This is a genomic window from Chryseobacterium sp. JAH (assembly GCF_001507335.1).
In the GTDB taxonomy this organism is placed as follows: domain Bacteria; phylum Bacteroidota; class Bacteroidia; order Flavobacteriales; family Weeksellaceae; genus Chryseobacterium.
In genome coordinates, this window is sequence record NZ_LMAH01000002.1 from 220,982 (window position 1) to 247,011 (window position 26,030).

The 26,030-nt window shown below is 34.3% G+C and carries 29 protein-coding genes; 14 read left to right on the forward strand and 15 right to left on the reverse strand.

All coding sequences use genetic code 11. The annotated features are described in order from the left end of the window. Positions 1-10: 10 nt before the first annotated feature. Complete coding sequence (locus AR685_RS04675) at positions 11-448, forward strand: hypothetical protein (RefSeq protein WP_047442856.1); 438 nt, start codon at positions 11-13, stop codon at positions 446-448. 58 nt (positions 449-506) lie between these two features. Here AR685_RS04675 and AR685_RS04680 read toward each other — a convergent pair whose 3' ends face one another. After that, complete coding sequence (locus AR685_RS04680; RefSeq protein ID WP_047442855.1) at positions 507-1,784, reverse strand: replication-associated recombination protein A; 1,278 nt, start codon at positions 1,782-1,784, stop codon at positions 507-509. Between the two features lie 195 nt (positions 1,785-1,979). Here AR685_RS04680 and yidD point away from each other — a divergent pair, with 195 nt between their 5' ends. Next, positions 1,980-2,222 (forward strand): membrane protein insertion efficiency factor YidD, encoded by a 243-nt coding sequence (gene yidD, locus AR685_RS04685; protein WP_047442854.1) that lies wholly within the window; start codon positions 1,980-1,982, stop codon positions 2,220-2,222. 430 nt (positions 2,223-2,652) lie between these two features. Then, positions 2,653-3,522 carry a prolipoprotein diacylglyceryl transferase gene (gene lgt, locus AR685_RS04690; RefSeq protein ID WP_228376403.1) on the forward strand — a complete coding sequence of 290 codons (870 nt, stop codon included), beginning with the start codon at positions 2,653-2,655 and terminating at the stop codon, positions 3,520-3,522. Positions 3,523-3,547: 25 nt separating this feature from the next. On the opposite strand, the gene AR685_RS04695 is transcribed toward lgt, so the two are convergent. Further along, on the reverse strand, positions 3,548-5,065 hold the full coding sequence (locus AR685_RS04695) for a bifunctional ADP-dependent NAD(P)H-hydrate dehydratase/NAD(P)H-hydrate epimerase (RefSeq protein WP_047442853.1): 1,518 nt from the start codon (positions 5,063-5,065) through the stop codon (positions 3,548-3,550). A 134-nt stretch (positions 5,066-5,199) separates the two neighbouring features. Here AR685_RS04695 and mscL point away from each other — a divergent pair, with 134 nt between their 5' ends. Beyond that, positions 5,200-5,589: a large conductance mechanosensitive channel protein MscL gene (gene mscL, locus AR685_RS04700; RefSeq protein WP_047442852.1), complete on the forward strand. Its 390-nt coding sequence runs from the start codon at positions 5,200-5,202 to the stop codon at positions 5,587-5,589. 55 nt (positions 5,590-5,644) lie between these two features. On the opposite strand, the gene AR685_RS04705 is transcribed toward mscL, so the two are convergent. Together AR685_RS04705 and AR685_RS04710 are read right to left on the reverse strand one after the other, a co-directional pair. Next, entirely contained in the window at positions 5,645-6,604 is a 960-nt protein-coding gene (locus AR685_RS04705) for a D-2-hydroxyacid dehydrogenase (protein WP_082671886.1), read from the reverse strand. An 84-nt stretch (positions 6,605-6,688) separates the two neighbouring features. Then, complete coding sequence (locus tag AR685_RS04710; protein WP_047442850.1) at positions 6,689-7,090, reverse strand: phosphoheptose isomerase; 402 nt, start codon at positions 7,088-7,090, stop codon at positions 6,689-6,691. Positions 7,091-7,328: 238 nt separating this feature from the next. On the opposite strand from AR685_RS04710, the gene idi reads away from it, so the two are divergent. The 3 genes from idi to gcvT are packed head-to-tail and all read left to right on the forward strand — an operon-like array spanning position 7,329 to position 9,449. Next, positions 7,329-7,838: an isopentenyl-diphosphate Delta-isomerase gene (gene idi, locus AR685_RS04715; protein WP_047442849.1), complete on the forward strand. Its 510-nt coding sequence runs from the start codon at positions 7,329-7,331 to the stop codon at positions 7,836-7,838. 8 nt (positions 7,839-7,846) lie between these two features. Beyond that, complete coding sequence (locus AR685_RS04720) at positions 7,847-8,323, forward strand: hypothetical protein (protein ID WP_047442848.1); 477 nt, start codon at positions 7,847-7,849, stop codon at positions 8,321-8,323. Positions 8,324-8,372: 49 nt separating this feature from the next. After that, entirely contained in the window at positions 8,373-9,449 is a 1,077-nt protein-coding gene (gcvT, locus tag AR685_RS04725; RefSeq protein WP_047442847.1) for a glycine cleavage system aminomethyltransferase GcvT, read from the forward strand. Between the two features lie 160 nt (positions 9,450-9,609). Here gcvT and AR685_RS04730 read toward each other — a convergent pair whose 3' ends face one another. Beyond that, the gene (locus tag AR685_RS04730) at positions 9,610-9,966 is read right to left on the reverse strand and encodes an arsenate reductase family protein (RefSeq protein WP_047442846.1); all 357 of its coding nucleotides are present in this window, start codon (positions 9,964-9,966) and stop codon (positions 9,610-9,612) included. 140 nt (positions 9,967-10,106) lie between these two features. Between AR685_RS04730 and AR685_RS04735 the strand changes: the two genes are divergently transcribed. Continuing rightward, entirely contained in the window at positions 10,107-10,574 is a 468-nt protein-coding gene (locus AR685_RS04735; protein WP_047442845.1) for an acyl-CoA thioesterase, read from the forward strand. A 7-nt stretch (positions 10,575-10,581) separates the two neighbouring features. Further along, positions 10,582-11,454, forward strand: coding sequence for a sugar phosphate isomerase/epimerase family protein (locus tag AR685_RS04740; RefSeq protein ID WP_047442844.1), 873 nt, complete (start codon positions 10,582-10,584; stop codon positions 11,452-11,454). Between the two features lie 236 nt (positions 11,455-11,690). Here the strand turns inward: AR685_RS04740 and rny are convergent, their stop codons facing one another. From rny to AR685_RS04770, 6 genes are all read right to left on the reverse strand, one after another. Beyond that, positions 11,691-13,262 (reverse strand): ribonuclease Y, encoded by a 1,572-nt coding sequence (gene rny, locus AR685_RS04745; protein WP_047442843.1) that lies wholly within the window; start codon positions 13,260-13,262, stop codon positions 11,691-11,693. A gap of 220 nt (positions 13,263-13,482) precedes the next feature. Next, positions 13,483-13,770, reverse strand: a complete 288-nt coding sequence (locus AR685_RS04750; protein WP_047442842.1) for a cell division protein ZapA — start codon at positions 13,768-13,770, stop codon at positions 13,483-13,485. Beyond that, on the reverse strand, positions 13,770-14,072 hold the full coding sequence (locus AR685_RS04755; RefSeq protein ID WP_059123884.1) for a hypothetical protein: 303 nt from the start codon (positions 14,070-14,072) through the stop codon (positions 13,770-13,772). Before AR685_RS04755 ends, AR685_RS04750 begins: the two co-directional genes overlap by 1 nt. A 138-nt stretch (positions 14,073-14,210) precedes the next feature. Next, on the reverse strand, positions 14,211-14,993 hold the full coding sequence (locus AR685_RS04760) for a porin family protein (RefSeq protein WP_047442840.1): 783 nt from the start codon (positions 14,991-14,993) through the stop codon (positions 14,211-14,213). 3 nt (positions 14,994-14,996) lie between these two features. Further along, entirely contained in the window at positions 14,997-15,728 is a 732-nt protein-coding gene (gene ubiE, locus AR685_RS04765) for a bifunctional demethylmenaquinone methyltransferase/2-methoxy-6-polyprenyl-1,4-benzoquinol methylase UbiE (protein WP_047442839.1), read from the reverse strand. After that, entirely contained in the window at positions 15,725-16,294 is a 570-nt protein-coding gene (locus tag AR685_RS04770) for a hypothetical protein (protein ID WP_059123885.1), read from the reverse strand. Before AR685_RS04770 ends, ubiE begins: the two co-directional genes overlap by 4 nt. Before the next feature lie 98 nt (positions 16,295-16,392). Between AR685_RS04770 and AR685_RS04775 the strand changes: the two genes are divergently transcribed. From AR685_RS04775 to AR685_RS18250, 3 genes are all read left to right on the forward strand, one after another. After that, a complete protein-coding gene (locus tag AR685_RS04775; RefSeq protein ID WP_059123886.1) occupies positions 16,393-17,460 on the forward strand; it encodes a 3-oxoacyl-ACP synthase III family protein in 1,068 nt (355 codons plus the stop codon). A gap of 71 nt (positions 17,461-17,531) precedes the next feature. Then, complete coding sequence (locus AR685_RS04780; RefSeq protein ID WP_059123887.1) at positions 17,532-18,737, forward strand: metallophosphoesterase; 1,206 nt, start codon at positions 17,532-17,534, stop codon at positions 18,735-18,737. 22 nt (positions 18,738-18,759) lie between these two features. Next, complete coding sequence (locus tag AR685_RS18250; protein ID WP_059123888.1) at positions 18,760-19,050, forward strand: hypothetical protein; 291 nt, start codon at positions 18,760-18,762, stop codon at positions 19,048-19,050. Between the two features lie 8 nt (positions 19,051-19,058). Here AR685_RS18250 and AR685_RS04790 read toward each other — a convergent pair whose 3' ends face one another. Further along, positions 19,059-19,811, reverse strand: coding sequence for a hypothetical protein (locus AR685_RS04790; protein WP_059123889.1), 753 nt, complete (start codon positions 19,809-19,811; stop codon positions 19,059-19,061). A 79-nt stretch (positions 19,812-19,890) separates the two neighbouring features. Beyond that, positions 19,891-20,859 (reverse strand): NAD-dependent epimerase/dehydratase family protein, encoded by a 969-nt coding sequence (locus AR685_RS04795; protein WP_059123890.1) that lies wholly within the window; start codon positions 20,857-20,859, stop codon positions 19,891-19,893. Positions 20,860-21,021: 162 nt separating this feature from the next. Between AR685_RS04795 and ggt the strand changes: the two genes are divergently transcribed. Together ggt and AR685_RS04805 are read left to right on the forward strand one after the other, a co-directional pair. Continuing rightward, positions 21,022-22,707: a gamma-glutamyltransferase gene (gene ggt / locus AR685_RS04800; protein WP_059123891.1), complete on the forward strand. Its 1,686-nt coding sequence runs from the start codon at positions 21,022-21,024 to the stop codon at positions 22,705-22,707. Positions 22,708-22,903: 196 nt separating this feature from the next. Continuing rightward, positions 22,904-24,184, forward strand: a complete 1,281-nt coding sequence (locus AR685_RS04805; protein ID WP_047443065.1) for a dicarboxylate/amino acid:cation symporter — start codon at positions 22,904-22,906, stop codon at positions 24,182-24,184. 74 nt (positions 24,185-24,258) lie between these two features. Here AR685_RS04805 and AR685_RS04810 read toward each other — a convergent pair whose 3' ends face one another. Both AR685_RS04810 and AR685_RS04815 read right to left on the reverse strand, forming a co-directional pair. Beyond that, the gene (locus AR685_RS04810) at positions 24,259-25,110 is read right to left on the reverse strand and encodes a diacylglycerol/lipid kinase family protein (protein ID WP_059124139.1); all 852 of its coding nucleotides are present in this window, start codon (positions 25,108-25,110) and stop codon (positions 24,259-24,261) included. A 44-nt stretch (positions 25,111-25,154) separates the two neighbouring features. Further along, the gene (locus AR685_RS04815; protein ID WP_047442833.1) at positions 25,155-25,982 is read right to left on the reverse strand and encodes a DUF3298 and DUF4163 domain-containing protein; all 828 of its coding nucleotides are present in this window, start codon (positions 25,980-25,982) and stop codon (positions 25,155-25,157) included. Positions 25,983-26,030: the final 48 nt, after the last annotated feature.

Genomic DNA, 26,030 nt, shown 5'->3' on the forward strand with positions numbered 1-26,030 from the left:
ATTTTTGACTATGAAAAAAATTCTCTACTCTCTATTAATCTTCGCATCGGCAACATTATTTGCTCAAAAAAATCCAAACGTGAAATTTGCAATCTGTAATGACGCTGTGGGTACTGTAGCAATGTTTGATGCGAGAAAAGAATTTGTTCAAAGCGTAAATGTTTTTAAAGCTAAAGCAAATCTTCCACAAAATCTGAAAAAATTTGATTACTTAGCTGATAACGGATTGGCTGAAGTAAAATTCAAAAAAGATTTCGGAACATTAGACTTTATGACTCTGGGAGAGTTCAACATTCAAAATGGACTTCCACAAAACGCTTCTGTTTTCATCGAAGGATATGAGTTTAAAAATCCTGAGACTAAAATTTTCGCTGATATGATTACTGACACTAAAGTTGAAACTGTAGACGGTAAAAAAGCTTTGGTGATCAAAACCATGAAAAAATAATCATATACCTTTACAATATCAAAACGGATACTCAACATTGAATATCCGTTTTTTATTTTTAATATTTACTATCCCATTTTTTCTTCAGTTCATCACGAATTTTCTTTTCTGTGGCATTATTTCCAGGCTCATAAAATTTCACATCTGTTATTTCTTCCGGTAAAAAATCCTGGTCTACGAAATTCCCCTCATAAGAATGCGCATATTTATATTCTTTACCATAATCCAAATCTTTCATTAATTTGGTAGGAGCGTTTCTTAAATGTAAAGGTACAGGCAGATTCCCGGTCTTTTTCACAAAAGCTAGAGCATCATTAATTGCCATATATGCAGAATTACTTTTAGGAGAAACTGCAAGATAAATTGCCGTCTCACTTAATAAAATTCTGGCCTCAGGATTTCCGATTACATTAATTGCCTGAAAGCAGCTGTTTGCAATCACTAAAGCATTTGGATTTGCCAAACCAATATCTTCTGACGCCAAAATAAGCATTCTTCTAGCGATAAATTTAATATCTTCTCCGCCTGCAATCATTCTTGCAAGCCAATAAACCGCTCCATTAGGATCACTTCCCCGCATTGATTTTATAAAGGCTGAGATGATATCATAGTGCTGCTCTCCATTTTTATCATATAACGCCATGGTTTCCTGAAGAACTTCCATCACGTTATCATTTGAAATTTCTTTTGTGTTTGAGTTGATAAACTGGCTCAGAACCAGCTCAACAGAATTAATCAGTTTTCTACCGTCACCTCCTGAATACTGGATAAATGCATGTTTTTCTTTAATCGTGAAATCAGTTTTTTCATCTTTATTAAATCTTTCACGCGCAATATCAATCAGTTCTTCCAGTTTTTCATGGGTCAACGCTTTCAAAACATAAACCTGGCTTCTCGAAAGTAAAGCCGAAACAACTTCAAAACTCGGATTTTCCGTCGTTGCACCGATTAAAACAATCCAGCCTTTTTCAACAGCGTGAAGTAATGAATCCTGTTGTGACTTATTAAATCTGTGGATTTCATCAATAAAAAGAATCGGAGATTTCCCTGAAAAAAGATTCTGTTTTTTTGCTTCTTCAATTACATCACGTACATCTTTCACACCTGATGAAACGGCAGAAAGTTTAAAAAACTTACGTCCTGATTTTTCTGAAATGATTTCTGCTAATGTAGTTTTTCCTGTTCCGGGCGGCCCCCAAAGTATGAGAGAATTCAGAGTATCATTCTCCAGCATTTTCCGTATCGTTCCCTTTTCTCCGGTAAGATGTTCCTGCCCCAAAACTTCATCCAGATTTTTAGGTCGCATTCTTTCGGCTAAAGGTGTATTTTGACTCAAAATTGTATGATTTGATTTAAATTTAGTTTTCTTCTGATAAACAACAGAGCAGGTGTATTATTAGTTCTTGTACTAAATGAAATAATTAAAATCATTTACCACTTCGAATAATACAGTGAAGTACCACTTTAAGACTCTGAAACTTCTAACAAATTTAAACTAATTTTCAATTTTTTACCCTATTTTTGCATTGTTTTGAAACTTACATTCAATAAAATCATAACATCACCTTTGGTAATTTTAATTAGATTTTACCAGTGGTTTATCTCGCCTTTACTTCCAAAAAACTGTCGATTTGAGCCTACCTGTTCACATTATATGGTAGAATCTCTCCAGGTTCACGGTATTTTCAAAGGATTTTGGTTTGGTATAAAAAGAATTGCAAAGTGTCATCCATGGGGAGGAAGCGGTTACGATCCTGTACCACCAAAAAAATAAATTACATTCACACGAACTATAAAAAATAGAAATGAGCAATATTTTTTTCAGAATTTACCTTTTCATTTTCGCAATAACTACACAATGTTTTTTTGCACAAAACGTACAGGACAGTTTATCAAATGCAACTTTAAAAATAAATTCGACAGAAATTCCTGTAAAAATATATACCAACTCTGAAGTGGGAAACCTGAGTAATTTTGCTGATCTCAAGACCAACACTAATACTTTGGTGATCCTAAATAAATCTAACTTAGAAACTTCGCATTTCGAATACAGCTTAATTGTATTAAGTAAACTAAAAAATGGAAGCTATCAGTTTTTTGATAAGGATTTTAAATTACTTACAAACTTCAATATTACCAGAGAAAATATTGAAACTGTAAAATACGCTGTAAAAGCTACAAGCCCGATAAGAACTACCGATAAAGTGGAACTAGAAACTCCTTTTAAAATCTGGGATCCTTCAACAGGAATTCATTTGGGACCGGTTACTTTACATTATTACAGTTTAATGTTCATTTTCGCTTTTGGAATCGGATATTTTCTGATGATAAAAATGTACTCTATCGATGGTGTTGATACAAAATATGTGGAACCATTTTTCACATGGACATTGATAGGAACTATTTTAGGAGCCAGATTAGGGCATGTTATTTTTTACCAGCCTGAATTATTCAAAGAAGATTTTTGGAGTGTATTTTTACCGATCAGCACCAAAAACGGAATAAAATTCACAGGATTCGCAGGATTGGCAAGTCACGGAGCGACACTGGCAGTCATTGCGACAACACTTTATTATTCTTATAAAATCGTAAAAAAGAATCCACTTTGGGTTTTTGACCGATTGGGAATTGTGGTGGCTATTGGTGGAGCATTTGTAAGAATGGGTAACTTTTTCAATTCTGAAATTATCGGCAAACCGGTTGATCCAACTTCCCCTTTTGCATTACTTTTCCCTCAACAAAGTAGCGAATACGGTGTTACAGTACCTCGTTACCCTACTCAATTGTTTGAAGCTGCAGGTTATGTAACATTATTTGTAATTCTATGGGTTTTATATAGAAAAACGGACAAAAAATATCAGCAGGGATGGCTATTCGGATTGTTCTTCTTCCTTCTTTGGGCAATCAGATTCTTTGTAGAATTCCTTAAAATGCCTCAAGGTAAAGAAGTTATCTCTTTTGCAGGATTGAATACGGGACAAATTTTATCAATACCTTTTATGATCGCTGGATTGGTCATTATGTTCTATTCTAAAAATAACAGAATCTCTCCCGAAGCAGAAAAAACTGTTTAAGAAAGATGTATATATCTTTAAAAAGTCACAACTCTGTTGTGACTTTTTTGTTGAGATAAAGAAAAACATTTCCCAGCTCGCCGATTACATGAGTAGGAAGCATTGCTTCTTTTGAGAATTTTTCAGCAGCCAAATCAGCAGCTTTTCCGTGCAACCAGACTCCCAAAATGCAGGAGTTTTCCGGAGAATATTTTTGTGCTAAAAGTGAGGTAATGATTCCAGTAAGGATATCACCACTTCCTCCTTTTGCAAGACCAGAGTTGCCTGTGATGTTATAAAAAACCTTTCCATCGGGATTAATAATCTGTGTATGATGATCTTTCAAAACAATAAAGATTTGCAATTCGTTTGCTTTAGTTCTCGCCAACTCTAATCTCTGGAAAGAATCTTGTGTTGCACCGAAAAGTCTTTCAAACTCCTTTGGATGTGGTGTGATAACAGAGTTTTTGGGAATTAAATTGAGATTCTCCTGATTTTTAGAAATAATATTCAATGCATCTGCATCTAAAAGCACAGGATTTTCAGCGCGTTTCAAAAACTCTAAAATAGCTATCTCTGTTAAAGAGTCTGTACCCAAACCCGGCCCTATTCCATACACCGTCTCTTTCTGAATTTCAATTTTTTCAATGAATTTTTCTCCCCCTGAAATAAACATGGCTTCAGGACAGCTGGTTTGGAGGATTTCATATCCACATTTTGGTGCAATCGTAAAGGTGAGCCCCACTCCGGTTTTTAAGGCTGATTTTGTTGCTAAAACTGCTGCACCTACTTTACCATAAGTTCCTGCAACGATAATGGCTTTACCATAAGTTCCTTTATGCGCAAAATCATTTCTTGGTTTGAAAATTTCCTTTATAAACTCATCATCAATTACAAAATAATCAGTCTCAGTTTCGTTAATATATTGTTTGCTTAAGTTTATATCTAAAATGACAATCTTTCCTGCAAATTTTCCGGTTTCAGGATGAAGAAAGCTTCGTTTCCAAAATTGAAAACTTAATGTATAATCTGTTTGAAAAACAGTTTGCATTTCTTCCGAAATCTTATCTGAAAAAAGTCCGGAAGGAACATCAACAGAGATTTTAATCTGACTTAATTGATTAAGCTTGTCAATTAATTTCGCATAAACTCCATCTAATTTTCGTGATAATCCTGTTCCGAAAAGTGCATCTACTATAATCGTTTGATGATCAAATCGAACAGAATCAATAGCTTTAAAATCATGAATCAAAATTCCGGAAATTTCTTTTAATCTTTTATAATTAATTTGAGCGTCATTAGAAAATTTCTCGTTTGACAAATCAATGAAAACATCCACATCAAAACCTTTGAGATACAGCATTCTTGCAATAGCAAATCCGTCTCCGCCATTATTTCCGTTCCCACAAAAGATTGCAAATTTAGAATGGTTTTTACAATGCAGAAAAATCCATTCTGCACATTGAGAAGCCGCTCTTTCCATTAATAAAATTGAAGAGATTGGCTCATTTGCAATAGTAAATTTGTCCGCTGTTCTTATTTCTTCTGCTGCAAAAATTTTCATTGAACATTGTTTTACATAAATTTAATCATTAAAATTTAAAAATATTGGGTTTGTCAACTTAAAAATCTGATAAATTTAACAAGATTACTATTTTAAAATTATAATTTTGGTTAAACATTAAAAAAATATAAATTATGGGATTTATTAAAGATTTTAAAGATTTTGCTTTTAAAGGCAATGTTGTTGATCTTGCAGTCGGTGTAATTATTGGTGCTGCATTCAGTGCAATTGTAAAATCATTTGTGGATGATATTATCACTCCTTTATTACTGAACCCTGCATTGGAAAAGGCAAACGTAAAAAACATTGCAGAACTTTCCTGGAGTGGAGTAAAATATGGAAATTTCTTATCATCAGTCATTAGTTTCTTAATTGTCGCGTTTGTCTTATTTTTATTAATTAAAGGAATTGCAAGCTTAAGCAAAAAAGAAGATACGGTTGTAGAGGCTCCGGCAGGACCTACTGAAGATCAAAAACTATTAATGGAAATCAGAGACTTGTTGAAAAGTAAAAACAACATTTAAAAATAAACTCGCCGCAAATTGATTTACGGCGAGTTTATTTTATAAAGAATTATTCTTAATGAATCTGTAGAATACTTGAAATTTGTTCAGCTAAAGAAAGACCGATTCTGTCCTGAGCTTCTAACGTTGATGCACCAGTGTGAGGTGTCAAAGAAATTTTAGAATGATTTAAAATCTGTTTTGACGGTGTCGGTTCGTTGATGAAAACATCAAGACCAGCAAATTTTACTTTTCCAGCATCTAGGGCATCAATCAGAGCAGCTTCGTCAATCACACCACCTCTTGAGCAGTTTACGATGGCTACTCCGTCTTTCATGATTTCAAACTCATTTTTGCCAATCATAAAACCTTCTTTCTGAGCTGGAACGTGAAGCGTGATAAAATCCGAATGTTTCAACACCTCCTGCAATGGTTCAGTTTCAATATCAACATTAATGAACTGATTATTATAGAATGTTACTTTAATGCTCGCTTTACCAATCATATTATCAGCAGCAATCACACGCATACCAAGACCTAGAGCAATTTTCGCTACTTCCTGGCCAATTCTTCCCATCCCAACGATTCCGATGGTTTTCCCTTTCAATTCAATTCCAGCAGCATACGCTTTTTTAAGTGAAGCAAATTCTGTATCCCCTACAAGAGGCATTTTTCTATTTGAATCCTGCAAAAATCTTGCGCCTGAGAACAAATGGGCAAAAACCAATTCAGCAACAGATTCTGAAGAAGCTGATGGTGTATTGATTACATGAATACCTTTTCCTCTTGCATACTCTACGTCAATATTATCCATTCCTACTCCACCTCTACCAATGATTTCGATCGATGGGCAACTGTCAATCAATTCTTTTCTCACCTGCGTTGCACTTCTCACCAAAATCGTACGGATTTTATGTTCATTAATATAATCAATCAAAAACTCCTGTGGAACTTTCGTAGTGATTACTTCAAAACCTTTCTCCGTCAATGCATCAATCCCAGACTGATCTAGGCCATCGTTTGCTAAAACTTTCATAATACTATTTATATATTAAAAATGAAAGATTTAAAAATTAAAATACAATCCTGTAAATTCAATTTTTAAATCTTCTATTAGATGTTAATCTTTAAAAACTTCAATGGTCACTTGTTTCTCTATCAAATCAGTGAATTTCCCTTTGTATCTTGTAGCTCGCACTAAGTGATTGTCGATCCAGTGGTAATTTCCTCCTCTTGGTTTTCCGCATAAAACACTGTGATATTTAAAACCGTGTTTGTCTAACCAATCAATGGTAATCTGTTTAAGGTTTTCTGTTCTAGAAGTAAAAAAACAGATTTGGTGACCTTCATCGTACCATTTGTTTACCGTAGCCAAAGCATCCGGATAAGGCAGACAAGTTACCATTCTCTCAGGCTCTTCATTGGGAACGTCATCCGTGACAGTTCCGTCAATATCAATTAAATAATTTTTAACTCCGTCTTTCAGAATCGGACTAATATGCTCAATATAATCTAGCTCCATCGTTGAAATTTTTAAAGCGCAAAGTTAATCATTAATGATTAAACACTGGTGTTAATATTCGTTTATGTTAAAATTTTAACACAATAAATATGTTTAACTTATTAAAACCATCATTCCATTGCTTTTTTAATAAAATTAAGATGTTATTTTTATTTAAAAAAAAGCCAATATTTCATAAATATTAAAAATCTTGCACAATTATTTTACGAAATCATGATTAAAACTTAAATTTGTAGGAATGGAAGAATATGTTGTTTTAGTAAATTCTGAAGATAAAGTTTTAGGTTTGATGGAAAAGCAGCAGGCACATATCAATGGTCTGCTTCATCGTGCGTTTTCAGTTTTTTTATTTAATAACCAAGGTGAAATGCTTCTGCAGAAGCGTGCATCAGAGAAATATCATTCTCCTAATCAATGGACCAATGCGGTATGTTCTCATCCTCGTGATGGTGAAACTTATTTAGAGGGAGCCAAAAGGCGAGTAAATGAGGAGCTGGGAATTGAAACTGAACTTTCAGAAAAATTTAATTTCATTTACAAAGCGGACGTTGGAGGCGGACTTTGGGAACATGAACTCGATCACGTTTTTACAGGAACCTACGATGACAAATTTAGTTTGAATCAAAATGAGGTTGAAGAAGTTCGCTATATTTCTATGGCCGATCTTGACCGTGAAATTTCAGAACATCCTGAATATTTTACAGAATGGTTTAAAATCATTCTTGAAGAATATAAACACCATTTTTAAATTTAAAGATGAAAAAAATAATATTTCTTTTCGTTTTCTTATTTCACTTTTGCGGTTTTGCTCAAAAAACTGACACTCAAGTGTATGAAAGCGAAAATTATTCAATCACAATGCCCAATACATGGAAAGCGACCAATGATGAGGGAATCGTAAACATTTTCCCGACCAATCAAATTGGTGCAGTTACCATTTCAGAGTATCATGATCTTGCACTTCCGAAAACAGAAATAAAGAAATTTATTCTGGCACTTCACGATTCGTCAGATGATGAGGATAAAATTAAAAGCAGCGGAGGAAAAAAAGGTTTTAACCAGTATGTATATGAATATTTTGATGAGAAAGAGAATCTATTCTGGCTTACAAAAGTATTTCAAAAAGATAAAGAATTATATATCGTCAGCATCAATTGCCAACAGAAATACTGGAACGGAAATTATATGAAAGTATTCAACGAAACATTTGACAGTTTTAAAATTAAAAAATAAAAATCTGATTGTAAGATTTTCACATTTCAAACTATAAATAATAATAAAAATGAAGAAAACAGCCTTGTACGATAAACACGTTTCTTTGGGAGCGAAAATAGTACCTTTTGCAGGATTTGATATGCCTGTACAATATTCCGGAGTGACGGAAGAGCACTTTGCAGTAAGAGAAAAAGCAGGATTATTTGACGTATCTCACATGGGACAGTTCTTCATTGAAGGTGCAGGCTCAAAAGATCTTTTGCAATTTGTTACGACCAACAATGTAGACGCCCTTGAAAATGGGAAAGCTCAATACTCTTGCCTTCCGAACGAATATGGAGGAATCGTGGATGACCTTATCGTTTACAAAATGGAGGATAATAAATATTTTGTGGTTGTTAACGCTTCAAACATTGAAAAAGACTGGAATCACATTTCAAAATACAATAGTTTTGGAGCAAAGATGACGAATGCTTCAGACGAAATGTCTTTATTGGCAGTTCAAGGTCCGAAAGCTACAGAAATTCTTCAGAAAATAACTGAAACCAATCTATCTGACATTCCTTACTATCATTTTACAGTGGGTGCTGTAGCTGGAGTAAGCGATGTGATTATTTCAAACACAGGCTATACAGGAAGTGGAGGTTTTGAAATTTATTTTAAAAATGAAAATGCAGAACAGCTTTGGGATGCCATCATTGAAGCTGGAACAGACGAAGGAATTATCCCTTGCGGATTGGCTGCCAGAGACACTTTAAGATTAGAAAAAGGTTTCTGTTTGTACGGAATGGACATCGATGACACAACCTCTCCTATTGAAGCAGGTTTAGGCTGGATCACAAAGTTTGATAAAGATTTTGTCTCTAAAGAAATTTTTGCAAAACAGAAAGAAGAAGGCGTTACAAGAAAATTAGTTGGTTTTGAACTTACTGACAAAGGAGTTCCAAGACACGATTATCCTGTTGTAGATGCAGAAGGAAACCTGATTGGAAAAGTAACTTCAGGAACTCAGTCGCCAATGAAAAAAATCGGTTTGGGTATCGCTTATGTTGACAAACCTCATTTCAAATTGGGTACAGAAATTTTCATTCAGGTAAGAAATAAAAACATTCCCGCGAAAGTGGTAAAAATGCCTTTCGTGTAATAATTGTTTTAAAAAAATTCAATTAAAATCAATGCTAAAAGGTTATCATCTTAATTAAATTGTATAGCAATTTCTTCTTTTAAGATCGGTATCAAGATTACTTTTAGATAAAAAAACCACAGATTGCTCTGTGGTTTTTTTACTTTTTTGACAGATTTTTTTAATTATTTCCGTTAAAATGAGCTCTTAAATTCTCAATGTTTTTCTTGTCATTCCCTATGAAAATCTCAGTGTCAGTAAGGAAAACCGGACGCTTTAAGAACGTATAATGATCTAATAGCAATTCTTTAAAATCATCTTCACCCATTGTTTTCAAATCGAGTTCTCTCAATTTGATCTGAGTAGATTTTTTACTGAACAAATCCTCGTAAGAATTGGTGATTTTATACATTGCTTCCACTTCTTCCTGTGTGATAGGCTCTTTTTTTATTTCGCGCATCTCCCAGTCTCTCAGATCAAATTTTGCTAAAATTTTTCTGCATGTGTCGCAACTATTAAGATAAAATACTTTCTTCATCTATATATTAATTAATTATTTTTTAAAAATTTCACTCCAAATTGGATATTATTACAAGATACCACTTTAATATGGAAAAAGACCTATTTAATTTCACTTTGTGATATTTAATGAATATCTTTATTAAAATTTAAATTAAGATGGATAATAAACCTGTTACTTTTCAGTTTATTTCTGAGCCTTCGGATGTCAATTATGGGGGAAATGTGCATGGTGGAAGCGTTATGAAATGGATTGACCAGGCAGGTTACGCCTGCGCTACTACCTGGAGCGGAAATTATTCGGTAACAGTGTACGTAGGCGGAATTCGCTTTTATGAGCCGATAAAAATTGGGGAAATCGTGAAAGTTGAGGCTCAAGTGATTTATACGGGCTCATCAAGTATGCACATTTCGATTAATGTCTTCTCTAGAAACCTAAAACAGCCTATTTTCGACAAAAAAACACACTGCATCATTGTGTTCGTAGCTGTGGATGAAAATGGTAAAAAATTACCTGTTCCAAAATGGATTCCGGAAACTAATGAAGAGAAACAACAGGAGATGTACGCCAAAAGACTGATGGAACTAAGAACACAGATTGAAGACGAAATGAAACCTTTTCTATAAATGAGTCATGAGAAGGATTGATTTTTTAAAGTTATCATCTTTAGGTTTTGTTGGGTTATATTCTTGCGGAATCTCAAATTCTTTTAAACAAAATAAAAGCTTGGCAATACAGCTCTATACTATTAGAGGAGCTATTTCTGAGAATGTAGAAAAAGCTTTAGAAAGAATTGCGGCTTTGGGTTTTAAAGATTTGGAAATCTATGGTTATAACGGAACTTTTTTTGGAAAGAACAGAAGTGAATTTCAATCTATTTTAAAAAATACAGGTTTAAAAGTTATTAGCTCTCATCACCGTACAGGAATCACCGATAAAGAAAACGGAACACTGCTGAAAAACTGGGAAACAACTTTAGAGGATTTGAATTACATCGGTGCAAAATACGCGGTCTGTTCTTATCTTCCCGAAGCCGAAAGAAGTCTTGAAAATTATCTAAAACTTCCGGAAGTTTTAGATAATGCCGGTAACACTTCAAAGCAGAATAATATTCAACTAGCATATCACAATCACGATTTTGAATTTATAAAAATGGATGATAAGAAGAATTTCTATGACTTTATTTTAGAAAATACGTCTCCTGATTTGGTAAAGATGGAACTCGATTTATATTGGATCACAAAAGCAGGAATTGACCCACTCACCTATTTTGAAAACCACCCAGGAAGATTCCCGCTGTGGCATGTGAAAGACATGGAGAAAGGCACCAAAAATTTCGCAGAAATTGGCAGCGGAACCATTGATTTCAAAAGTATTTTTGAAGCAAGAAAAAAAGCTGGATTAAAGCATTGGTTTGTGGAGCAGGATTCTAGTAACAAAGATATTTTTGAAAGTATTTCGATGAGTAAAAAATACATCGATAATCATGCTTTTTTCTTTAAATAAACCATGTAAATATTTCATGTACCTGATCTCTTCACAAAAGCATTTTTTTAAAATTAAAGATAAAATAATCTTACGTACTTTCCCATGTCCTAGCTCTTTAAAGAGATGACAGTTCTGCAATTCTCTTCGGAATTTCTTTGATCATGTAAACATAGTAAAAAATGCTATCTAGACCATTTCTCAAAAAAAATCCTTTCAAATTTCTCTGAAAGGATTTAGTATGTATAAGCTTCAACTTATCTCGCAATGTTTACAGCTCTTGTTTCTCTGATTACGGTCACTCTTACCTGTCCCGGATACGTTAATTCATTCTGAATTTTTTCTGAGATGTCATAAGAGAGTTGAGAAGCGATTTCGTCATTTACTTTTCCGCTTTCCACCATTACTCTCAATTCTCTACCTGCCTGAATTGCGTAAGCACTAGAAACTCCTTCAAAGCTTAAAGCAGCAGCTTCAAGATCTTTCAGTCTCTGGATGTAAGATTCTAAAACCTGACGTCTTGCTCCCGGTCTTGCTCCCGAAATAGCATCTGCAACCTGAATAATCGGAGATAATAATGATGTCATTTCCACTTCGTCATGGTGAGCACCAATAGCATTGATTACCTCAGGATTTTCGCCATATTTCTCAGCCCACTGCATCCCTAATAACGCGTGAGGAAGTTCAGATTCCTGCTCAGGAACTTTTCCTATATCGTGTAAAAGACCTGCTCTTTTGGCCATTTTTACATTCAATCCTAATTCAGCAGCCATTGTTGCAGCGATATTTGCTACTTCTCTCGAGTGCTGTAATAGGTTTTGTCCGTAAGATGAACGATATTTCATTCTACCTACTATTTTTACCAATTCTGGGTGCAAACCGTGGATTCCAAGATCAATGATGGTTCTCTTACCAACTTCAATGATCTCTTCTTCTATCATTTTTTTTGTTTTCTCAACCACTTCTTCAATTCTTGCCGGGTGAATTCTACCGTCTGTTACCAATCTGTGAAGTGACAATCTTGCGATCTCTCTTCTTACAGGATCGAAACATGAAAGAAGAATCGCTTCCGGAGTATCATCTACGATAATTTCAACACCTGTCATCGCTTCTAAAGCACGAATATTTCTACCCTCTCTACCGATAATTCTACCTTTTACCTCGTCAGACTCAATGTTAAAAACAGACACTGAATTTTCAATAGCCTGCTCAGTACCAATTCTCTGAATGGTTTGAATAACGATTTTTCTCGCCTCGCTTTTTGCATTCAGCTGAGCTTCTTCCATAATACTCTGAACATGCGCCTGAGCTCTTGTTTTAGCTTCAGCTTTCATCGTTTCTACCAATTCAGATTTTGCTTCCTCAGCAGTATAGTTTGAAATTTTCTCCAGCATTTCAACTTTTTTCGAAGTCGCTGAGTCTAATTCCTGTTGCTTTCTTTCTAAAACTTCTGTTTTCTTAGCGTAGTCAGCAATTTGTCTGTCAAGATCTTTTTCAAGTTTCCCAGCTTTACTAAGCTCGTCGTTAAGTTTGTTTTCTTTGTCCTTAATTCTTTTTTCACCCTCCTGCATTTTTCTTTCTCGTTGCTGAATATCTGCATCATGTTGAGATTTCAGCTCAAGAAACTTTTCCTTTGCCTGAAGATTTTTTTCTTTTTTTATCGATTCAGCCTGTACGTTAGCTTTTTCTATAAGGTTTTCTGCATTTTTGGTCGCATCGTCTATAATAAATTTACCTTTAGCATTAAGGGAACTTTTAGAAAATATCATTCCTAAAACAGCACCTATCACTAAGCAAATAACGCCTATAATAATAGCGGTTGTTGTCATATATATATTGAGTTTTAATTGTCTAAATTTAAAATAAAAAAACCTACAATAATCCAGTGATTTAGAGTAAACTCCTGATCTCCACGATTTGATCTGATTTCTTCTCTCTGTAATCTGCGTAATGCAGCACGCCATTGAAAAGACTTTCGAACATTAATTGTTTAGTGTTGAGTTTACCTTAATGTGTTAGAATTACTGTAGGCAGTTTTTGTGGAAAAATTTATTTTCCAACTTCATTCAGCGTCTGATTAATTTTAGCTAATCTTTCGTTGGTTGAATGTATATTTTTTTCGTAGTTCATAGATACCACTTCTGCATTAGTTCCCAATTTAAGGGCACACATTGCCAAAGCATCTTGTTTATCTCTCACATCGAAATTTTGTTCAAAATCCTTAATCATATTTTCAATCTGCTTCCCCACTTTGCGTAGAGTTTCTTCCTCTGCTGCGGGTACATTCAGCGGATATACTCTTCCTGCAATGTTGATGGTTATTCTCCTTACCTCCATTATAGTCCACTGTTTTGAAGCTGTGCAATACAAAAGTCTACTTCTTTTACCAATCTGTTGATGTGGTTTTTCATGAGTCTGTTGTGTTCAGGATTGCCTGATATTGCTGAATACAATTTTATATTTTTCTGTTCTTCTGCTAATACCTGATTTTTCTTTCTCTCTTCATCATATTTCTTCTTCAAGTCTTCATGCTCTTTATTCAATTCTGATAACTTTTCAGAAAGATTTTGATGACTTTTATGAAGATTCAAAATCTTTTTTTCCAGTTCTGAAAAATTGTTTTCTAATTCTTGAAGCATTTCAGGTTTCTAAATATTCTAACTAATAGCAAAAATATGAAAATAAAAAGACTAACAAAAATAAAAGTCTCTATATTTTGACTAAAAACAAAAAGGAGATGCCAAAGCACCTCCTTTCTATATTAATTTTTTGTTTTATTACTCAAACTTCAGAACAAACATTACAGCTCTCGTCTGTAAAGTAGAAACTGCAGCAGACCAGTAAGGCGGTGTAGTTGCATTATCTGCTACCATTTCGTTATTCATAAAGAATGTACCTCTGATTGCAGGAGTAAGTTTAAATTTATTAAAATAGAACTGCACTCCCATCTCTGCAGACCAAGCAAAGTTGTGCGTTGTTGATCTAAAAACCTGCTGCTGGTTATCATCTTGAGAATCGGAGTTAGACTGTAAATTAACGATGTAATTTACCCCTGCTGCGATATAAGGTCTTGAGTTATACCATCTTTCACCATGCAGTTCCAGTAGCACAGGAACATCTACCAAAGTAGACTTAATTTCTCTTACTCTATCTTTCTCTCCCAGTGTAATAGGCGTAAATGCAGGGTTTTGAGGGTTACCATTTTGGTAAATATCATTAGATTGTGTATTGAAGATCAATTGTCTTTGTGCAAACTGCAAACCCGGCTCTACTCTTACATCTAAATAATCATTTAATCTGAACTTTGTGATAAGACCAGCACCAAAACTGATACTTTCTTTTGAAGTAACAAGATTCTGGTTTTCGTTCATCCCGTATCTCGGATGAAGAACGATGCGATAGTCTAGTCTATTTCCGTTTAAAAAGAAACCCCAACTGAATTTCTGCTGGTCAAAGTCTTCCAGCTTATCCATCCTGTTACGAGTTCTAAATTGAGCATCTGCAAAAGTTGCAATACTAACTGAGGCTAAAACCAGAGCTTTTAATAGAAATTTATTCATAGGTTATTTTGTTGCTTTATAAATTGTGGCTATACCTAAACTTAATTTTTTATATTCTACTTTTTTGAATCCTGTATCTAAAAGTATTTGTCTCATTTTTTCTCCAAATGGAAAAGCATTCACAGAATCCGGAAGATATGTATACGCCCTATTGTCTTTAGAAACCAATCTACCGATTGCCGGTAATATATTTTTGAAATAAAACATATAAAACGGTCCCAAAAAACCCTCTACTTTTGAAAACTCAAGAATATATACACTCTTGTTTTCTTTCACTACTCTTCTCAGCTCTGCCAAACCTTTTGTGAGATTTTCAAAGTTTCTCACTCCAAATGCAACGGAAACAGCATCAAATCTATTGTCCTCGAAAGGTAAATTTTCTGCATCTCCTTTCTGCATAGAAATTTTGCCGTCTAATTTAAGTTTTTTTATTTTAATAACGCCAACATTTAACATTTGTTGCGATAAATCCAAACCAACAACTTTCGCATTGGTTCCTTTTTCTACTGCAATTGCCAAATCACCGGTTCCAGTCGCTACATCAAGAACTTCCTGAGGTGCATCTTCTTTCATCATGCGAACCAGTTTATTTCTCCACAGGACATCTATCTTCATAGATAATGCATGATTCAATAAATCATACTTTGGCGCTATATTGTCGAACATATCCTCTACCTGGCTTTTTTTTGTAGCCTCAGAGTTGTAGGGAGTTACTTTGTTGATATCGTTTGTCAAAACTTGTAATATTCTTTATAATAATTAAGGTAATCTTGCTTTCTGAAGATCTTTGATCGGGATTCTACTTTATCAATATTCTTTATCAGCTTATCATAATCTTCATCCACATTATAATAAAAGTCCTCTGTATACAGCTTATTGAAGTGTTTAGCACCACCAAAGTAAGGTTTTCCGTCTATGATCGTTTTATCCAACGCCAAAAGTAATGAATCTTTTTTAAGATTGTATCCATAATATTGACGATTAACATAATAATCCTCATGCGCAATGTTGATAAGACCTCTTATCTTACTTACTTCAAAGGCTGAATCGTACAATAATTTCTTATTCTGATCAAAAACTTTTATAGAATTTTTACCATCTTTCAAATCAACTTTCACATACTGGCCAGCCGAAATAATTCCTTCAGAACCATTATTAATCTTATAAAAATACGTATTGGGAGTAGGATTATCTACGAGGTAATAATTTTTTTTTGCTAAAAAGAAGAAGTAAATACCAAATGCAAATATAAACACTACCGATGCAATCAGTAAACCTTTTAAAGACGGATTGTTTTTCATAGATTGTTAAGAACAATTTTTGCAAATTTAATAATATTTTTAATTCTTTCTTATTAATATTAATTATTAACTTTGCATCTTTAAAATTATTTGAACGAATGCCGAATACGATCATTATTGGTTCTGGATCTTACATTCCTAACAGAGTTATTGGTAGAGATTATTTTCTAAATTCTGAATTCTATACCGATGAGGGCGAAAAAATTGACAAGCCAACAGAAGAAATCATCTCAAAATTTGTAGAAATTACAGAAATTGAAAACAGAAGATACATTGAAGACGACACTTCAAATTCAAAAATAGGGTACGAAGCTTCAAAAGTTGCGCTTGAGAATGCAAATATTAATGGTGAAGATCTCGATTACATCATTTACGCCAGTAATTTCGGAGAAGTAGGAACCAATGGTGCCGCAAGCTTTATGCCGAATATGGCAGGAAGAGTGAAAAACCATTTAGGCATCAAAAACAGAAAATGTATCACCTATGATATGATTTTTGGCTGTCCGGGTTGGGTCGAAGCGATGATTTTGGCAGACAACCTTATCAAAGCAGGCGTTGCTAAAACTATTTTGGTAGTCGGTGCAGAAACTTTAAGTCGGGTAACAGATCCTTACGACAGAAATAAAATGATTTTTGCTGACGGTGCTGGAGCTGTTGTTGTACAGGCAACCGATGAAGAGAATGTAGGAATCATCTCTCACAATACAATTTGTGACAACGGTCCTGAACTAGAATATTTGAGAAACGGGGCTTCTATCAATAAAGAATTTGACGATCAGAAACTGTACATCAGAATGATGGGCAGAAAAATCTATGAATACGCACTCAAAAACGTACCTACTGCCATCAAAGAAACCATCGATGATGCCGGACTTTCTATAGAAGACATCGACAAAATTTTAATTCACCAAGCTAATGCAAAGATGGATTACGCAATGATTGAGAGACTTCACAAGCTATATGATATAAAAGATTATGACCACTCCATCTCTCCAATGACGATTCAGGAGTTTGGAAATTCTTCCGTTGCCACCATTCCTACCATGTTTGATTTAATAATTAAAGGAAAAATGAATGGTCATACGTTTAAAGAAAAAGGGAACATTGTGATGACTTCGGTAGGTGCCGGAATGAACATCAATGCGATCGTTTATAAATTTCCTTAATACTAAATTAATTTAAAAAAATAGTAAAAGCACAGAGGAGATTTCTTTTGTGCTTTTTTTAAAACTCAGTTATGCAAAGAAATTTTTTAATAATAGCTGCCATATTCTTATTCCTAGAGATTTATATTTACCAGGCTATAAGAACTTTAACTGATAATTTTTGGGTGAAACTGGGATACGTGGTTATGTCTTTGTCTGTATACGGATTCTTTGCGTATGAAGTTTCTCATTTTCAAAGATCAGACAGAAGTACGATGAGAGCTCAAATTATGATTTCATTGTTTTTAGTTTTTATTCTACCTAAAATCTTCATCGTTTTATTTTTATTGATCGACGATATTTTCAGAACGGGAGGTTACTTAATAGGCTTAACAAGACCAACAGAAAACTTCTTCCCAGAAAGACGGAAGTTTCTGAGCATTATGGGACTCGGCCTGGGCGGCGTGCTTTCGGCATTGTTTATAGACGGGATTACCTTTGGTAAATACAGACATAAAGTCAGAAAGGTTAAAGTGAAAATAAAAAATCTTCCGAACACTTTTAAAGGATATAAAATCATTCAGATTTCGGACGTTCACAGTGGAAGTTTCTCTGACCCAAGCAAACTACAACATGCTATTGATTTAATAAATGAACAAAACGCAGACTTGGTTTTATTTACCGGAGATATGGTGAATAATGTTTCTGAAGAGTTCAAACCATTTATTCCTCTTTTTTCTAAAATTAAAGCGAAAGACGGCAAGTTTGCAGTGTTGGGAAATCACGATTATGGCGATTACGTAACTTGGGATTCTCCTAATGCAAAAAAAGTAAATCTCGAAGCCCTGATTGAATACGAAAGACAGGCAGGTTTCGAAATGTTGATGAATGAAAACCGCGCCATCGACAGAAATGGAGAAAAACTTTATATTTTAGGAGTAGAAAACTGGGGACTGAAGCCATTTCCACAATTTGGAAAAATTGATAAAGCATTAGAAAACGTACCGCAAAATGCTGCAAAAATATTGATGAGTCACGACCCTACCCATTTTGATTATGTAGTTAAAAAACACCCTGCAGACATTAGTTTAACGCTTTCAGGTCATACACACGGAATGCAGTTTGGCCTGGATCTGAAAAATATCAAATGGTCACCTGTACAATACCGTTACCCAAAATGGGCTGATTTGTACGAAAGCGAAGGTAAATTACTATATGTGAACCGCGGTTTCGGAGTTTTAGGCTATCCCGGAAGAGTTGGGGTTTTACCGGAGATTACTTTATTGGAGCTTTTTTAGAAATTAATTATCTAAAAGAACTATGAAAATAATTGATTTTGAATCTAAATCCTGGTTCTTTCTAAATCACGAAAACGACTACTACATTGACGTCAGCTGCAATTTTTCATTCGTTGGCTTTAATATGCTAATTCAATTAAACAAATCTGAACTTCATGAATATCAAAATAACGGGAAAGACTACCTGATTTTTCTCGTAAAAGACATTCAGCAGTATGCTCTTTCCACTTACAAAGACAGAAATATAAAAGGAGATATAGAAAGGATAGCGAACGATTCTATCATCAACTTCTTAGAGAAAAGTAACAATTAATATTTTACTTAAAATATATAATCCTTCATCCTCGAAGTTGCCAGTTCTTTCTCATTAATCCAAACTAGAAAAGCTTCCAGTTTATCTTCCATTTTTTTTCCAGAGTTGTAATTTCTATAAAACGGAACTTTAAACTTGTATTTTTTCACATCGGTGAATTGCCATGAATCAAGATAAACTAAAACAAAATCATCGTTTTTTAAGGTCTCAAAAACCATATTCTGATAATATTTCATCGGTAAAACTTGGAATATAAAATCATTATAGGGCAGCTGGCTGTATGGAGAAATACTTTCCGGCACAATACTGATACCGTTTTCTTCAGTAATCTCAGAATCCCTCTTCAAACGTTTAAAAGGAAACAAAATATCTGCGTTATCAATATTCGAGATATAATTGAATCCCATTAATTTCAAATCATTTTCGCTTATTTTAAATTCCTTTTGACGGATTCCTTTAATCTGTTTTTCAAGAAAATCTTCTGCCCATTTTTTAGTTTCTTCGATTTGTGAGCCCGAAGAATTTTTATTGTAAAAAGCAATTTCATGCCCTTGAGCAGAAATTGCTTTCATTAGATTTTTGAGTTTTTCCACAATCGAAATCTCAATAAAGAAACTTGCTTTAATCTCATGAATATGTAAAATTCTTAGAACAGATTGTGCATTCGATTCTGTGATTTGCAACCTATCATTATAAGAGATATGAAACCCATTTTTAGTTTCAGATTCGATATTTACAATATTAAAGGTCAATAATATCACTTAAATTAAAATTAAGATAGAGAATGTAACAAATTAGCAGTCAATAGTTAAAATTACTTTTACTTAAAGCATAACTTAACTACTGATTCTTATTTAATTTTACTTTTAGATTTTTAATCATATCCTTAGACATTTCAGAAATTCCGAAATCATACGAAAGATTCCAATCTTTTTTAGCAATAGAATCATCAATAGATGATGGCCATGAATCTGCAATTGCTTGTCTGAAATCTGGCTTGTAATCAATCTCAAATTCTGGAATTTCCTTTTTAATTTCAGCAGCCAATTCTTTTGGAGTGAAAGACATTCCACCTAAATTATAAGATGAACGTACCGTCAAACTTTCCTTAGGAGCTTCCATTAATTTCAAAGTTGCGTTGATGGCATCATCCATGTACAACATAGGCATTGCGGTGTCTTCAGAAATAAAACTTGTATATTTAGCCTCCTCCACAGCTTCATAAAAAATCTCCACTGCATAATCTGTAGTTCCACCACCTGCTGGAGTTTTCCATGAAATCAAACCCGGATATCTGATACTTCTTACATCAACACCATATTTATCAAAATAATATTCGCACCATTTTTCACCTGCCATTTTAGAAATTCCGTAAACCGTTGTAGGATTTAAAACAACATCCTGTGCAACGTCATTTTTAGGAATCCCTTTACCAAATACAGCAATCGAGCTAGGCCAAAAAATCTTTTTTAACAAACCTTCTTTTGCCAGCTCGCAAAAATGAAGAAGAGGCTCAAGATTCAGTTTCCACGCAAAAATAGGCTGCTTTTCAGAAGTTCCCGATAGAAGTGAAGCTAGATGATAAACTGTTGTGATATCGTAATCTTTAATGACCTGTCTTACCAATTGGGTATTGGTAACATCCATTCTTTCATAATATCCTGCAGAAGTAATGCCTTTTTGCCATCTGTCCAGTCCAGAAGCGACTACATTTTCGGCTCCGTGAATTTCTACAAGCCTATTGGTAAGCTCTGTGCCAATTTGACCTAAAGCACCAGTGATAAGAATTTTTTCCGTGAAAGATTCCATTGTTATTTTTTTATTAGATGAGTAAAAGCAAAAATAGAGATTTTGAATACTATAAGAAAACAAAATTGTAAATTCGGATATAATATTTATCATGCAAAAGTTGACATCAGCGTCACAACTAATTAAACACAGGATTAAATACCCCAAAAACCACAAATAAGAATGAAAAAAATATTGTTCACCATACTACTGTCATCATCTTTTATTAATGCTCAATTCACTGATATCAATATTGTAAAAGAAGTCAAGGTAAAGAAAAAAGGTGTGGTGGTTTCTGCTCACCCTCTTGCCAGCGAAGCTGGTGCGAAGGTTCTAAAAATAGGCGGAAATGCTTACGATGCAATTGTAGCAACACAATATGCTTTGGCTGTCGTATATCCTCAAGCCGGAAATATTGGTGGTGGCGGATTTTTGGTTGGAGTTAAAAAAAATGGAGAAAAATTCACTATAGACTATCGCGAAACAGCTCCTCAAAAAGCTTCAAAAGAAATGTATCTCGATCAAAAAGGTAACGCAAATACAGATTTATCGCAAAACGGAAGATTAGCGGTAGGAATTCCCGGAAGTGTTGCCGGATTTTTCGCAACCTTAAAACATTGCCAACTTCCTATGAATCAAATCATTCAACCAGCAATTGATTTAGCCGAGAAAGGATTTGCCATTACTGAACAGGAAGCAGGTTTACTAAATTCCAGCAAGAAATATTTCGAGAAATACAACAAGACCTCAAACGCTTTTGTTAAAAATGAGAATTGGAAATCAGGAGATATTTTGATTCAGAAAGAATTGGCAGAAACTTTGAAATTAATCCAAAAATTTGGTTTAAAAGGTTTTTATGAAGGAAAAACTGCAGAACTTATGATTGATGAGTTGAAAAAAGACAAAGGAATCATCACTTTGGAAGACCTTAAAAATTATAAAGTGGTCGAAAGAAAAGTTTTGGAATTTGATTATAAAGGGACACAGATCATATCTATGCCATTGCCATCAAGCGGCGGAATTCTATTGGCTCAGATGCTTAAAATGTCAGGTTTTGAAAATTTAGAAAAATATCAACAAAATTCTACTCACGCAGTTCAGGTTATGGTGGAAGCTGAAAGACGAGCTTTTGCAGACAGAGCTGAATACATGGGTGATCCAGATTTTATTCAGGATAAAACTTCTTACTTGATTTCTGATGAATATTTAAAAAACAGATGGAAAAGTTTCAATTTTAAAAAAGCAACCGCAAGTTCGGAAGTCGGAAAAATCATCAATCAACCCAAAGAATCTACAGAAACCACTCATATTTCAGTAATCGATAAAGAAGGAAACGCAGCAGCAGTTACAACCACCCTAAACGGTCTTTACGGAAGCAAAGTTATAGTTTCCGGAGCAGGTTTTTTTCTTAATAATGAAATGGACGATTTTTCTATAAAGCCCGGCGTTCCGAATATGTTTGGAGCAGTAGGCGGAGAAGCCAATGCCATTCAACCAAATAAAAGAATGCTTTCTTCAATGACTCCGACGATTGTTTTAAAAAACGGTAAACCATATATGATTGTCGGAACTCCCGGTGGCACTACGATTCCGACGTCTGTTTATCAGTCTATTGTGAATGTTGTTGATTTTAAACTAAATGCTAATATTTGTGTTAACAGTCCAAAGTTTCATCATCAGTGGTTGCCTGAAAGTGTTGCTTTTGAGAAAAACTTTCCTGAGACTACCATTAAGGACTTGGAAAACTTAGGCTACAAAGCCGAAAGATGGGGACAACTAGGTAGGACGGAAATGATTCTTATTGATGATAACGGAAATATTCATGCCGTTGCAGATGGTCGTGGTGACGATTCCGTTTCGGTGGAATGATTAAGATTTCTTTTCATTTTGAATGAAACGAAAGTAATGAAGAATCTATTTCTGTTGCTGAGATCTTCCTTTCAGAATGATAAGCGAATTAAAAATTAGTTTCGGCGGGGCTTTCAGCCCCGCCGAAACTTCTCATCTCATCCCTCCTCTTTTCCCAAGTAATTTCCTTACTTTTCCACCTTTAAATACATACGCTTTGAAAGCAAAAAAAATCTACCAGCAACTTTACTTTCAGGTAATTGTTGCAATCATAGCCGGAATTCTTTTAGGTAAATTTTATCCTGAACTAGGAGAAAAAATGAAACCTTTGGGAGATGGATTCATCAAATTGGTGAAAATGATTATTGCTCCGGTAATTTTCATTACGCTTACTTTAGGAATTGCCCACATGACTGACCTGAAAAAAGTTGGAAGAATTGCTTTAAAAGCAATGATCTACTTTTTTACATTTTCTACGCTGGCTTTAATCATCGGATTAATTGTAGGGAATCTATTACATCCTGGATCAGGTTTAAACATTGATCCGGCAAGTCTTTCCGGAGATGTTTCACAATACCAACAAAAAGCTCATGACACAACACTTACAGGTTTTATCATGAACATTATTCCTGAAACTTTATTCAGTCCATTAGTAGGTGATAATATTCTTCAGGTACTTCTGGTGGCAATCCTGATGGGTATTGCTTTGGTTTTGACAAAAGAAAAAAGTCAAAAGGTTACTGATTTTTTACAGGATTTGGCGACACCGGTTTTCAAAATTGTCCATATGCTGATGAAACTGGCTCCGATTGGAGCATTTGGAGCGATGGCATTCACAATCGGAAAATACGGACTTTCGTCGGTTTTGAATTTAATTTTCCTTGTAGGAACATTCTACATCACCTCGGCTCTCTTTGTTGTGCTTATTTTAGGATCAGTTGCCTGGTACAATGGCTTCAATATATTCAAATTAATGTATTATCTGAAAGAAGAATTGCTACTCGTTTTAGGAACCAGTTCATCAGAATCTGCACTTCCGGGAATTATGGATAAATTGGAGAAAGCAGGATGCTCAAAAGCAATTGTAGGACTGGTTGTTCCGACAGGATATTCTTTTAATCTCGACGGAACCAATATTTATATGACTTTAGCCTCATTATTTATTGCTCAGGCTTTAAATGTTGATCTTTCAATTGAAAAACAATTGATTCTTCTTCTTGTAGCAATGTTAAGTTCTAAAGGTGCCGCAGGAGTTACCGGGGCAGGATTTGTAACTTTAGCTGCAACATTAGCCGTAGTTCCTGAAATTCCTATTGCCGGAATGACTTTGATTTTAGGAATTGATAAATTTATGAGCGAATGCAGAGCTTTGACGAATGTGATTGGAAATTCTGTAGCGACTGTAGTCGTAGCGAATTGGGAAAAACAGTTGGATAAAGATCAGTTACAATATTGTCTGGATCATCCGAATGAGGTAGAGAAGAAGTTGGAAGTTTAACTCTTACTTCGATAAAGCACATTAAATTGTCAGATATGATTCGATGTAATTAAAGAAAAAGCTCCTGAAAAAAATTAAATCAAAATCGTAAGACTTGCAGGCTGAACTTTTATATGAATAGGAGATTTAATCTTGTTGAACTCGCCGTCGAGATGCCAGTTTTTGGTATTGACTTTAAATTCCACTTCTGAAACTGGTAGATACGTGATGTAATCATCTTCTTTGAGTTTTTTGGTAAACATTCTGAAAGCAAACAGAGGCGAATAAGTCAGTGGAAATTTTTTAACCAAAACCATATCAACCAAACCGTCACTTTTGCTCGCCATTGGAGCAATATAAGCGTTATTCCCAAACTGGCGTGTGTTTGCAATGTTCACCATCAGATATTTTCCGTTGTGCTGCTGATATCTTTCATCGAAAAACTTGAGCTTGATAGGTTTGTAATTGAAAAAAGTTTTGAGCGAAACTTTGATATAATTTTTAAATCCACGGTCAGTTTTTTCAAATTCCTTCACCACTTTTCCATCAAAACCTGTTCCCGAGACGTTGATTGATAGTCTACCATTAACAGTGAAAGTATCTATTTTTCTAGATTTTCTATCTTTTAATTTTTCTAAAAGGCCATCTAAATTTTTACTGAATTGCGTTTCATTCGAAAAACCATTTCCTGAACCCGCCGGAAAGATAGCGAGAATTTTATTGGTATTAATCAGATTTTTCGCTACCGTAGAAATCGTACCGTCTCCTCCAATCGCAACAAAAATATCGGTATCCGGAAAATGTTTCTGAATAAATTCTTCTGTTCCCTGAATAGACTCTGAGATATAATATAACGGATTTTTGACTTTCTTCGTCAGCTCATCGAGAAATGGCTGATAATTCTTTTTTGCCGAAAAAGGATTGATAATAAAAGCTACTTTTTCCATTGACACAAAAATAAAAAATGCTTCGCGATTTGGAAGCATTAATATTAGTTTATTTTAATTCTTTCTTTAAATTGTGGAGTAAGCGTACTTTTAAGTTCTTCCCAAGATACAGGAATTACGATATCTCCAGCAGCATAGGCAGCAATTTCATAAGGACTGTAATGAAAATACAGATTTTTGTCATCAAAATAAAAATTTTCATTTGCTGGAATGGCTTCAATCAGAAGCATATCTGAATTTTTTACGGCTCCCTGAGAATCTGTAGTTCCGCTTGGAATTTTGTTGATATTTTTCGTCAAAAGAGCTTCTAATCTAGCTTTAGGCATGGTAGTAATATCTTTCAATTCTACTTTCTTGTTGGTTTTCAGGTCAAAAACTCTTTCTGCAAAACCATAATTTCCGTGAGCTCCTCCTTCATAGGATGAATAAAAATATTCAATCTGTAAAAAATTATTGGTATTTGATTTCAATTTCATAAAAGATCCTGTTTCCCAAGTCTGAGCACGTGCTACATCATTGATCCAGCTGTTGTCTTTTCCTTTTACAGAGTTAAAATATTCATTTTTATCTTTATCTAAGAAAGTCTGTAAACCCTGTTTTGAAAAATCAACAATTCCTTTTTTGTCATAATAAATACTGTCTAAAAGAGACTTATCTTTAATCGAAGGAAAGACCAGCATTTTAGCTTCATATTTCAAAGAAAGCAGATTGTTAATCTTTGTAGAATCACTGAAGTTGACAGAATCGATAACAAATTTTTCTGGTGCCTTAACTTCTTCTGCATTAATCTGTGCATTCTGAGAATCTGTTTTCTTACAAGAAGTAACCGCAAGTACTGCGGATATTGTGAAAATGGCAATGGAATTTTTCATAAATTTATTATTTTGTTTCTCAATGCAAAAACCATTCAAAAGATGAAT